This is a genomic window from Salinicoccus sp. ID82-1 (genome assembly GCF_021991715.1).
In the GTDB taxonomy this organism is placed as follows: domain Bacteria; phylum Bacillota; class Bacilli; order Staphylococcales; family Salinicoccaceae; genus Salinicoccus; species Salinicoccus cyprini.
On sequence record NZ_JAGFLY010000002.1, the window covers coordinates 297,925 to 309,986 of the forward strand.

At 50.4% G+C, this 12,062-nt stretch carries 10 protein-coding genes and 1 riboswitch; of the genes, 8 read left to right on the forward strand and 2 right to left on the reverse strand.

The window, feature by feature from the left end; all coding sequences use genetic code 11:
• Positions 1-77: 77 nt before the first annotated feature.
• Positions 78-815, reverse strand: a complete 738-nt coding sequence (locus J4760_RS06940; protein ID WP_237605232.1) for a ZIP family metal transporter — start codon at positions 813-815, stop codon at positions 78-80.
• A 184-nt stretch (positions 816-999) separates the two neighbouring features.
• Between J4760_RS06940 and J4760_RS06945 the strand changes: the two genes are divergently transcribed.
• From J4760_RS06945 to J4760_RS06960, 4 genes are read left to right on the forward strand one after another with little or no spacing between them, the layout of a single operon-like run.
• Positions 1,000-2,094 carry a helix-turn-helix domain-containing protein gene (locus J4760_RS06945; protein WP_186365543.1) on the forward strand — a complete coding sequence of 365 codons (1,095 nt, stop codon included), beginning with the start codon at positions 1,000-1,002 and terminating at the stop codon, positions 2,092-2,094.
• Between the two features lies 1 nt (position 2,095).
• Positions 2,096-2,293 (forward strand): PLDc N-terminal domain-containing protein, encoded by a 198-nt coding sequence (locus J4760_RS06950; RefSeq protein WP_145289503.1) that lies wholly within the window; start codon positions 2,096-2,098, stop codon positions 2,291-2,293.
• Position 2,294: 1 nt separating this feature from the next.
• Positions 2,295-3,173, forward strand: coding sequence for an ABC transporter ATP-binding protein (locus tag J4760_RS06955; protein ID WP_237605233.1), 879 nt, complete (start codon positions 2,295-2,297; stop codon positions 3,171-3,173).
• Positions 3,170-3,940 carry an ABC transporter permease gene (locus tag J4760_RS06960; protein ID WP_145289497.1) on the forward strand — a complete coding sequence of 257 codons (771 nt, stop codon included), beginning with the start codon at positions 3,170-3,172 and terminating at the stop codon, positions 3,938-3,940. Before J4760_RS06955 ends, J4760_RS06960 begins: the two co-directional genes overlap by 4 nt.
• A 128-nt stretch (positions 3,941-4,068) precedes the next feature.
• Here J4760_RS06960 and J4760_RS06965 read toward each other — a convergent pair whose 3' ends face one another.
• Positions 4,069-5,724 carry a catalase gene (locus tag J4760_RS06965; RefSeq protein WP_281287302.1) on the reverse strand — a complete coding sequence of 552 codons (1,656 nt, stop codon included), beginning with the start codon at positions 5,722-5,724 and terminating at the stop codon, positions 4,069-4,071.
• Between the two features lie 240 nt (positions 5,725-5,964).
• Positions 5,965-6,065: riboswitch (SAM riboswitch) on the forward strand.
• A gap of 86 nt (positions 6,066-6,151) precedes the next feature.
• On the opposite strand from J4760_RS06965, the gene J4760_RS06970 reads away from it, so the two are divergent.
• The 4 genes from J4760_RS06970 (at position 6,152) to J4760_RS06985 (ending at position 12,000) form a co-directional block, all read left to right on the forward strand.
• Positions 6,152-7,531: an LLM class flavin-dependent oxidoreductase gene (locus J4760_RS06970; RefSeq protein ID WP_237605234.1), complete on the forward strand. Its 1,380-nt coding sequence runs from the start codon at positions 6,152-6,154 to the stop codon at positions 7,529-7,531.
• A 12-nt stretch (positions 7,532-7,543) separates the two neighbouring features.
• Complete coding sequence (locus tag J4760_RS06975) at positions 7,544-9,037, forward strand: sodium:solute symporter family transporter (protein ID WP_237605235.1); 1,494 nt, start codon at positions 7,544-7,546, stop codon at positions 9,035-9,037.
• 236 nt (positions 9,038-9,273) lie between these two features.
• On the forward strand, positions 9,274-10,803 hold the full coding sequence (locus tag J4760_RS06980; RefSeq protein WP_237605236.1) for an AbgT family transporter: 1,530 nt from the start codon (positions 9,274-9,276) through the stop codon (positions 10,801-10,803).
• A 27-nt stretch (positions 10,804-10,830) separates the two neighbouring features.
• Positions 10,831-12,000 (forward strand): M20 metallopeptidase family protein, encoded by a 1,170-nt coding sequence (locus J4760_RS06985; RefSeq protein ID WP_145289486.1) that lies wholly within the window; start codon positions 10,831-10,833, stop codon positions 11,998-12,000.
• Positions 12,001-12,062: the final 62 nt, after the last annotated feature.

The window sequence follows — 12,062 nt, forward strand, 5'->3', positions numbered from 1 at the left end:
GTTGAATGGAGTTCAACTTTTGGGTATCACGTCAGCATGGGCTGCCCTTTTTTATGTTTTCAGCATTATGACCTGTGTCATCCCAGTACCAATGTAATGAAAATGCCGAATGCGGTGATTAGTCCCACGATGGGTCCGCCTTTTTCATGGGCTTCCGGCATCATGGTGGAGGCGACCATCGCAATGATTGCACCTGCAGCGAATGATGAGATCACCGCCTGCATGGATTCGGATGTCTGATCAAGCAGCGAATAGCCCAGAAGGGAGCTTGCTGCGGAAGCGACAAGTACGAATGTCCACATGAATATCACCCTTCTGGTCGTATATCCATCTTTTTTCATCCCGGTTGTACTGGATATGCCTTCCGGCAGGTTGCTGATGAAAATTGCTACGATCAAAGCAGCGCCTACTCCGCCACCCTGCGCAATCCCAAGACCGATTATCGCTGTTTCAGGGATGGCATCCATAATGGTTCCAACAAAAATGGCAAGGCCGGATCCGCCTTCAGCACTTGAAGACACTTCATCCTTTCGACTGGAACGTTTACGATGCTTACCGCCTTTTCGGCTGATGAATACATCAAATGCTGTGAAAATCGCGGCGCCCCCCAGAAATCCGAGCGCAATGTCCCCCAAGCCGCCCAACTCTGTCGCTTCTCCTAGAAGTTCGAAACTGACTGCACCAATCAGCGCACCGGTCCCGAGCGCCATGATGTAGGCGATCAGCCGCTGTGGCAATGACATGATCAATACAATCAGCGCACCGAGCAGGTTTGCTGATCCAGCAATCGCTCCCCACATTAAAGCAGAAACCATCTGCCTCATCCTCCTTCAGCTGACATCTTTCTCTACTACCCCTTCCGGTATAAGCTGTAACCTCCCTTATTTATATTGCTTCCTGAAAGTCAACCTGTGGTTAACTTATGTCGCATTTATCTATATATTAGTAATATATATACCGACTGAAACGATTTATGATGAAAATAGAGGAGGCAGATGCATGAATGATATAAATGTAGGACAGAGCATTTTGAGCAACAGGAAGCGGATCGGATATACACAGTCTGATATCGCAGTTTTTCTGAACATCAGCAAGGCTGCAGTGTCGAAGTGGGAAAAGGGGCACTCCCTGCCTGAAATCAACTATCTCGCAAGATTGGCCGTACTGTTCGACACTACGCTCGATGAGCTGGTCAGTTATTCACCCCAGCTTTCGAAACAGCAGATCAGGATTTTATATCATAAGCTTGCCGGCCTGTTCGAGAGTGATGATTATGATGCAGCTCTTGAAGCGGTTCAGAACCATGCCCATCGCTATTACAGCTGCTATCGCTTTTTGACTGTACTGACGGGACTGCTGATCAACCACGCCTACTTGGATGAAGATAAGAGAGAGACATTTAAGCTTGCAAAGCAGCTTATCTCGAGGGTGCTTCTGAATTCGGACTCTCTTCATCTCAAGGAGCAGGTCACATTTTTCAGAGCTGTCATTCATCTGATGGAGCAGCAGTCGACAGAAGCGGTGGATCTGCTTAAGGATGCTGCCCTTCCAAAGCTGCCGGCGAGTACCCTTCTGGCACAGTCCTATCAGATGCAAGGGGAAAACCAGAAAGCGAAAGCTGTTCTGCAGATTGAGGTCTATCAGAATATCGTCTTCATCATCGGAGATTTTACAATGATGATAAAGAGTGGACTATACGATGATCTTGAAAAGCTGATCAAAAAAGGTGAAGCAATGGACGAAGTATTCAATCTCAAAGCACTTCATCCGAATGCCATGCTGAACTTCTATCTTGTGTCAGCCATGCAGCTTGTCGATGATCGGGAACGATGCTTCCATCATCTCAGTGCGTTTCTGGAATCTGTGGAAAATCTGCTCAGCGACTATTATCTGCATGGGGATGAATTCTTTACGGAAATCGATGAGTGGGTGGCAGATTTCGACATCGGTAAGGACGTACCGGTAAATTTCGGTATTGCCAAGGAACAGCTGGTGAATGCACTTGTCGATAACCCCGCTTTCATGGAATTGAAAGATGATATAGCGTTCAAGAATATTGTTCATAGATTGAAAAAGATTGTGGAGGAAAATTGATATGAATATGGATATACAGGAATATCTGCCATTTTTGATTCCTTTATTTCTGCTGCAGCTGGTCCTGATGGTGACTGCACTCATCATGATCATCAGACAGCAGAGATTCAGATACTTCAACAGAATAATATGGATCGTTATTGTAATTATCCTTAATATTATCGGGCCGATCCTATACTTTGTATTGGAGCGTAGATGATATGGATATTTTAAGGATAGAAGGGCTTAAGAAGGCGTTCGGTGAGAAAGCGGTCATAGAAAATCTGAACCTCGAAGTGAAGGCTAATGAAATATATGGTTTTATCGGCAGCAACGGTGCGGGAAAGACAACGACAATGAAAATGGTGCTCGGTCTGCTTGCGGCGGATGAAGGCGATATATATGTGTGTGATGAGAAGGTGCGCTTCGGAGATACTTTGACGAACCGCCATGTCGGCTATCTGCCGGATGTTCCTGAATTCTATACCTATATGAATGCAGTGGAATACTTGAAGCTATGCGCCGATATTACACGAGTGGAGAAATTGTCGCAGGGGAAACGGATCGATGAACTGCTGAAACTCGTCGGGCTGGACGGTGAAAAGACGAAGATCAGGAATTATTCGCGAGGTATGAAACAACGGCTGGGTATTGCCCAGGCACTCATCCATCGTCCGAAACTGCTGATCTGTGATGAACCGACAAGTGCCCTTGATCCGAAAGGACGGATGGAGATACTGAAAATCCTGAAAGAGATCACAAAGGAGACGACGGTCATATTCTCAACCCATATACTGTCTGATGTCGAACGGATCTGTGACAGGGTGGGGATTCTTTATGGTGGCTCGATTGTGAAGGCTTTCGATCTGAATCAGGACGCACTCGGTGAAAAGGGTATTGCCATCGAGCTGGACCGGGCTGCATATGAAACATTGAAACCGTTGCTGGATATCCAGCATGCGGAAGGGACGACATACGTCGTAGCGAATCATTCCTTGAAGGAGATCTATGACACGCTCCATGACCATGAAATATATCCTTCAAAAATCATAAAAGAGCAGAAATCGCTTGAAGATGTGTTTCTGGAGGTGACATCATGAGACAGATATCTGCACTGTTCCGAAAGGAGCTCATTGAGTCCTGGCGCAACTTCAAATCGATGGCCTTCCTCATCGTATTCATCATCATCGGAGTGCTCAGCCCCTTTACAGCACTCATAATGCCGGATATCCTCAGCATGGTCATGGAAGATTCAGGTATAAAGGCGGATATTCCGGAATCTACAGCGCTGGATTCATACACACAGTTTTTCAGCAATATGAATCAGATGGGGCTGGCCATATTCGTCATTATTTTCGGCAGCATCCTCACCCATGAGTTCAGCCGCAACACATTGGTGAACCTGGTGACAAAAGGGCTGAAACGGACAAATGTCATCGTTGTAAAATCGCTGTTTCTCGTGTTCCTCTGGACGCTTGGATACGTCATCAGCGCATTGGTGACATATGTCTACACCCTCTACTATTGGGATGAGTCAGCGAACCATCTGGTACTATCATTCGCAATGACATGGATGTATGGCCTGTTTGTCATCAGTCTCATCATGCTGGCCTCAACCTTCTTCACCACTAGTTTCATTGCAGTGCTGTCCAGTGTATTGGCCCTCGTCATCGTGATGCTGATGGCAAGCATCCATCCGGATATTGCAGAATACCTGCCGCAATACTTGATCGGGAGCAATATTGGTCTGCTTGCCGGGGAGATTGAAAGCGGGGATGTCCTGTGGTCTTCGGTCATAACAGGGGCTGCAACACTGGTGTTTTTCATGCTTGCGATACTGAGGTTCAAAAAAGTGCCGATGAACTGACATCTTTTCGATAATCGTCGCAATAAAGCCCCCTTCATCAACCATCGAAGGCTGATGAAGGGGGCTCGTCTTTCCATTGAATGCCTAAGATCTCTGTTCCGGCATCATACATAATATGCAGTTTGGTTCTAATATGGTTCGGATTCGTTGCCTTTATCCACTGCTTCTTCTGTGGCCTTCTGCTGGCTCTTGGTACCTTTGCCGTATCTGGACTGCTCTCCGGCTTCACGGCCTGGCATTTCCTCTTCCTGCATGTCTTTCATTTCCTGGGTTTTCTTTTCGATGCCTTCTTTGACAAGGCGGCCGTATTCTTCGTCGGCCTGGCTGAAGTGATAGACCATTGCTTCCTGGATGCGTTCGTCACACTGTGACAGCACGTTCGAAAGGTTGCTGATCAGTTCTTCGCGCTCCCAGTCGGCCAGGTTGCGGTAGGTTTCGCCGGCCTGTCCATAGTTGTTCGGACGATCGATCGGCTTGGTCATTGCTGCTGCATTGTATGTCGGCTGATGCTGAGGTGCTTTTTCTTCCGCTTCCTCGAGTCCGCCGATCATGGATGGTTCGTAGTTGATGCTCGGGTCGCTGCTGCCTTCCTCCGGATTGCGGTGATCGAGCTGGCCGCGATGCTGGTTGGTGCGCACTTTGTTCTTCGGTGCGTTGACCGGCACTTGAAGGTAGTTGGCACCAACGCGATAGCGCTGCGTATCGGAGTAGGAGAACGTCCGGCCAATCAGCATCTTGTCATCGGAGAAGTCCATGCCATCGACGAGGACACCGGTACCGAATGACGCCTGTTCGATTTGTGCGTGGAAGTCGGTCGGATTCTCATCGAGTACCATGCGGCCGACAGGCAGCCAAGGGAACTGGTCCTCGGGCCAGAGTTTCGTATCATCAAGCGGATCGAAATCGAGTTCCTCATGGTAGCCGTCCTCCATGATCTGGACGAACAGTTCCCATTCCGGATACTCGCCACGCTCGATTGCTGTATAGAGGTCCTGTGTGGCATGGGCGACGTTCCGTGACTGGATATAGTTTGCATCCTCCTGTGTCAGGTTGCGGATGCCCTGCTTCGGTTCCCAGTGGTACTTGACGAGTACAGCTTCACCTTCATCATTCACCCATTTATACGTGTTGACCCCGGACCCCTGCATATGACGGTACGTCGCAGGAATGCCCCACGGGGAAAACAGGAAGGTGATCATGTGCGTCGCTTCCGGTGAGCGGGAGACGAAATCGAACATGCGTGTCGGATCAGGGACGTTCGATACCGGATCGGCCTTGAAGGCGTGGATCATATCCGGGAATTTCATGGCATCACGGATGAAGAAGATTTTCAGATTGTTGCCGACGAGGTCCCAGTTGCCGTCCTCAGTATACATTTTTACAGCAAATCCTCTCGGATCCCGTTCCGTTTCCGGTGAGTCCTTGGCACCTGCAACGGTGGAGAAGCGTACCATGAGCGGTGTCTTCTTCCCTTCGCCCGAGAATACTTTTGCACGGGTATATTTCTCGACCGGCTCATCGCCGACCTTGCCGTACGTCTCGAAGTAGCCGAATGCGCCGGTACCACGTGCGTGAACGACACGCTCCGGCACTTCCTCACGGTCGAAGTGGGACATCTTCTCAAGGAAATGATAGTTCTCCATCGTCGCCGGTCCCCGGTCACCGATGGTGCGCAAATTCTGGTTATCTGTAACAGGGCGGCCCTGGCGGGTCGTCAGTGTATCGCGTTTCGCTTCCTTCTCGCGTGGGATTTCATTTTCCTTCTGATAGTTCTTATCTGCCAAAATCAAAACCTCCTATGAAATAGTCATTCAACCAAAATCGTATGGTACTGAAAACATATCAATCGGATAGGCTATAATTTATAATTCTTCTAATCTGTACACTTATGATTATAGATTCTGAAATATTCAAAATCAAACGATACGGCGCATTATAATTCCTATTTAAATACTATAATTTACTATTGACACCATTGCTGTGATGGTATATTCTAGTCATCACAACTTAATATTTTCTGAATATTCTTATCCAGAGAGGTGGAGGGACTGGCCCTTTGAAGCCTCGGCAACAGACCAATTGTGTACTGTGCCAATTCCAGTAGCGACTTGCTAGAAGATAAGAAGGGATGCATGTATTCATATATACAGAAGCCCCCTCTTCTTATCTTAAAGAAGTGGGGGCTTTTATTTTGAAAATGGAGGCATGACTATGACAAAGAAGCAGATTCATCTGAATGGATTCATCCAGAACTCGCCATCACCGCACTCTACAGGACTATGGAAGCATGAAAAGGATCAGGGCACCCACCACAACCGCCTGGACTACTGGACGGATGCGGCAAAGACACTTGAACGGGGAAAGTTTGACGCAATGTTCATTGCAGATGTACTGGGTACATACAGCGTCTATGGAGACAGCCATGATGCGGCGGTGAAGCATGCCGTCCAGCTGCCTGCCCACGATCCGACACTCGTGATTCCGGCCATGGCGGCAGTCACGAAGCACCTTGGGTTTGCACCGACGATATCGACGACATATGCCCAGCCCTACGCCCTGGCACGGCAGCTTTCGACACTCGATCATCTGACAGAGGGCAGGGTCGCCTGGAATGTCGTGACATCCTACCTCGAGAGCGAAGCGGTGAACCTCGGCCTCAAGACACGGCTGCCGAAGGAGATGCGCTACAACCGTGCCGATGAATTCCTCGAAGTCGTCTATAAGCTGTGGGAGGACAGCTGGGAAAATGATGCGGTCATATATGACCGGGTCAGTGATACATTCGCTGATCCGCAGAAAGTGCATCTGATCGATCATCATGGCGAATTCTTCGACGTACCGGGACCGCACCTTGTTGAACCTTCACCGCAGCGGACACCGGTACTTTTCCAGGCTGGTGCATCGCCGAAAGGGCGTGACTTTGCAGCAAAGCATGCAGAAGCGGTCTTCACGAAAAACCATTCGCTCGCCGCCCTCTCGGCCTATGTGAAGGATATAAGAGAACGTACTGTAGCACAGGGGCGGCAGGCGGATGATATCAAAGTATTTCCGATGATCCTGCCGATTGTCGGCCGTACGGAAGCGGAAGCATATGAGAAATATGAAGCGCTGAAAGACAGCGTCAGCTATGAAGGGACGGCGGCACTGCTGTCCGGTCACACCGGCATCGACTTCTCCCGATATGATCCGGACCAGTACATTGAAGATATTGAGACAAATGCAGTACAGGGGAATCTTGATATGTATGCAAAAGACCCGGACCGCAGATGGACATTGCGGGAGGCGATCAAAAATCATGGTCTCGGCAACGGCACAGTGAAGTTCATAGGGACACCAAAACAGATTGCGGACCGGATTGAAGAATGGGCGACCGAAGGGGACGCCGATGGGTTCAACGTGGCCCAGGGGGATTCACCGGGGACTTTCGAGGCGTTCGTGGACCTTGTCGTCCCTGAACTTCAGGCGCGCGGCATCTACCGCACCGAATATGAAGGAGAGACGCTGCGTGAGAACATGTTCGGCAAGGGCAGGGCACATATTGCGGAGAACCATCCAGCGAGAAGACAGAAACTGGCCAGTCATATCAAATAGGAGGGGATGTTCATGGAACTGATCACTTTATATACATGGATTGGTTTCGCAGTATTTCTGCTGCTGATGGCGGCAGTCGGCTATCTGAGTTCAAAGAAGATGAAGACGATGAGCGATTTTGCGATCGGGAACGGTCTCGGCCCGTATGTGCTCGGCTTTTCATTTGCAGCGACATACTTGAGTGCTGCAACATTTCTCGGCTACCCGGGATGGTCCTATGAGTGGGGACTGTCCAACCTCTGGCTGTTTCTGGCCATGATCGGCGGTGGACCGATCGGCGTGCTGATGGTGGCCAAGCGGATCAGAAGGCTCAACACGAAGCAGAAATCCCTGTCCCTGCCGGACTGGCTGGGAGATTTCTATAACAGTGACATCCTAAGAGTGGGCACTGCACTGATCCTGCTGTTCAACATATTCTATATTGCCGCCCAGTTCGTCGCCGGGGCGAGAATCTTCGAATACCTGCTCGGCATGTCCTATACGACTGGACTTCTGCTTATTGCGGCCATCGTCGTTGCATATGTATTTGCAGGCGGTGCCTTGGCGGATATATACACAGATGCCATCCAGGCGGTCTTGATGGCAGTGACTGCCCTGATCATCTTCATCTCAGGTCTCGTAATTTTCTGGCAGGGCAGCCTTTCCGGCACATTTGCCGGCATTTCCGCAGACCTTGCTGCCCAGAATGAGAATCTGGTAGCGGTGTTCAACCCGGAATCTCTGCACTTCTACTCCTTCGGTGCTGTATTCGGTGCAATTTCCATACAATGGGCTTTCGCCTCTGCACCGCATCTGTTCAATAAAGTACTGGGACTGAAAAATGAAAAGGATCTTGGCAAGATGATTGCGACATATGTCATCGTCGCATCACTCTGTGTACTTGTGCTCTTCGGCGGACTGTACAGCCGGGCGGCTCTCGGCGGTGCGGTGGCAGCGACCGATCTGGCACTTGTCGACTACATCATCTGGGCATTTCCCGCCATTTTTGTGGCGCTGTTCGGCGTGGTCATCCTGGCAGCTGCGATGTCCACAACCGATGGCATATTCGTCTCCATCTCAACAGTATTCGCCAATGATATCTATCTGAAGTTTCTGGTCAGAAGAGGCATCATCAGAACAAGCGATGAGCAGGCGCAACGCACAGCTTTCCGTATCAGCCGGCTGACTGTTCCAATCATCGGACTGCTGGCACTGCTGATTGTCATCCGCCCACCGGAATACATGGGGGACGTCATGTGGATCGGCATCTCGGGCATTGCCGCCGGCACCATGGGGCCGATACTGCAGGCTGTCTATGCAAAAAGGAAGGCACCCGCACGTGCTGCCGAACTGTCGATGTTCATCGGGCTCGGTTCCTACCTCTTCCTTTATTTCAGCGGCATCATTCCAAGCACGATGTCAGCAGGAGCAACTGCGACATTCATCGGCATCGCTACAATCAATGTCGCTTCATGGGTACTGCGCCCATCCACTGAAGCACAGCCCGCAGAAGGGGGAGGGTCATGATGTTCGTCAATGAAATGCTGTCGATATGGCTATACGGTTTCATCGGAGTGCTCTCACTGATTGCGCTATTCATATGGCAGGGGTATATGAAAGACTAGGATGTCCTACGGGGCATCTTTTTTATTTTCCATAGATGGACCGCGTGGAAAATCTACTGCCATATCATCTTGCACTTTATTACGAAATTTGAAATAATATGTTTTATTGTTTGAAAATTTCTAAAAGGAGGACATCTTATGGAAAAGAAAGAAAGGCCGGGACTGTTCAACCGTTTTCTGAATGTGATTGAACGTCTTGGCAATAGGCTGCCGGATCCGATCGTCCTGTTCATCATACTGATGGTCGCAATACTGGTTGCTTCATTTTTTGCAGGAATAGCAGGGCTTGAAGCAGTCAATCCAGCAGATAGCGAGACGATTACAGCGGTCAACCTGCTGTCGGGTGCCGGAATGGTCCGCATTCTGACCGAAGCCATCAGCAATTTCAGTGCATTTCCGCCGCTTGGCATGGTCCTGGTCGTCATGATCGGCATCGGCCTTGCGGAGAAGTCGGGTTACTTTGAAGCTGCGATGAGACGGGCGATCGAAGTGTCGCCGAAAAAGCTGATGCTACCGGCCATTATCCTGGTCGGCATCATCGGCAACGTAGCGGGGGACGCCGGTCCGATCATCCTGCCGCCGATTGCTGCAATGGTCGTCATGCGTCTCGGCTATCACCCGTTCGTCGGTCTGGTCATGGCATATGCAGCGGCACTCGGTGCATTTTCCGCCAATGTCATTCCGGGCATGTCCGAGGCACTGGCCATGGCGTTCACCGTGCCTGCCGCCCAGATCATCAATCCGGACTATACCGGCAATCTGCTGATGAACTACTATTTCACAGCTGTGGCGACGGTGTTTCTGCTGTTCATCATCTACTACGTGACGAAGAAGATTACTGTTCCGCGTCTTGGTACATATCAGGGGCAGGAGACGGTCAGCAACGAACCCCTTGAACGTAAAGAGGTGAAGGCGCTCAGATGGGCGAATATATCAGTCATTCTGGCCGCAATCTTCTTCATGATCTTCCTGGTTCCTGAAAATGGCATTCTGCGCAATCCTGAAACAGGATCGATTGTGCAGGAGTCGCCATTCATGGATTCGATCGTGTTCATTCTGACGATCCTGTTCTTCATTCCCGGTCTCGTCTATGGTCTCGTGTCGGGCACGCTGCGTTCGACGAAGGACTTCGGCCGGATGCTCAGTGATTCCATGGCGACGATGGGCAGCTACATCGTCCTTGTATTTTTCGCCGCACAGATGCTCGCCTACTTCAGCTGGAGCAACCTCGGTCCGATTATTGCCATCAAAGGAGCCAATCTGCTCGAAGCAGTGGACGCATCCGGCATTCCGCTGTTCATCGGTTTCATTCTGCTTGCCGGACTGATCAACATGCTGATCGGCAGTGCCTCTGCAAAATGGGCCATTCTGGCGCCGGTATTCGTACCGATGTTCATGCTGCTCGGCTATGACCCGGCGTTCACACAACTGCTCTACCGCATCGGTGATTCCTTCTCGAATCCGATTACTCCGATGCTGCCATACTTGCCGCTACTGCTCGCCTTCGCGCAGAAATATGATAAGAATGCCGGACTCGGTACACTCATATCCGCCCTGCTGCCATACGCGATTGTGCTGTTCTTCGCCTGGTCAGCCCTGCTGATTGTGTGGTATCTGCTCGGCATACCGGTAGGCATCGATGGACCGATTCATCTGCCTGAATCGTAGAAAACAAACTGAATGAGGAGTGAAACAATGAGTATAGATCAGCATATTGAAAATGTAATGGAAGACGTCATTTCATGGCGCCGCACAATGCACCGTCACCCGGAGATTTCATTCCAGGAGCACTGGACGAGCAGCTATATAGAAGCGGAGCTCGAGAAGATCGGCAGTATTGAAGTTTCAAGGCCGACGGAAACGAGTGTGCTCGGCATCATCAAAGGGAAGAATCCAGGCAGGAAGGTCGGACTGCGCGCAGACATCGATGCGCTTCAGATCCAGGAGGAGCGGGACGATATCGATTTCGCTTCTGAAAATGAAGGCGCGATGCATGCATGCGGTCATGATGGGCACGCGGCGATTCTGCTCGGTGCCGCAAAAGTGCTCGTGCAGAACCTCGATGTACTGCACGGGGAAGTGTACTTGATTTTCCAGCATGCAGAGGAAGTGCCGCCGGGCGGTGCTGCTGAAATGGTGGCGACCGGGTTGTTCGATGACCTCGACTTCATCTACGGCCAGCATCTGTTCACACCGATTCCGACCGGTCGGATCGGCATCAAGAGTGGACCAATCACATCCAATTCGGACAGTTTCGACCTGAAGATCCAAGGCAGCGGTGGACATGCCTCCCAGCCTGAAAATGCCATCGACCCGATCATCATCGGAGGCCAGATTCTGAACCAGTTCCAGACCATCGTCTCCCGGATCACATCACCACTCGATTCGGTCGTCATCTCAACGACCAAGTTCCATTCCGGCAGTGCGAAGAACATCATTCCGGATACTGCGATGCTTGAAGGCAGCGTGCGGACGTTGAGCGATGAGACACGTGCTGTTGTCAGTGAACGAATGGAAAAAGCGGTCGAGAGCGTATGTGCCATGTATGGTGCCACATATGAATTTTCATTCAATGTCGGCTATTCCGCTGTTGTGAACGACGAAGCGATGACTGAAAGAGTGAAGGAGATTGCTGTGTCGGAGTTCGGGGACAAAGTATTCGAATTCCCACTCGCCATGGGCGGCGAGGACTTCTCCGCCTTCTCCCGCGTCATTCCTGCAACCTATGCATGGATCGGAGCCGGCAATAAGGAGAAGGATATGGAATATCCGCACCACCATCCGAAGTTCGGCATCGATGAAGACGGCTTCATCGATGGCGTCAAAATGATGGTGCATACCGCACTCGGGATGACAAAGGGATAGCACAAGCAAAAAGCCTGATCTCGAGATGAAATGTCATCTTGAGACCAGGCTCTTCTTATTTT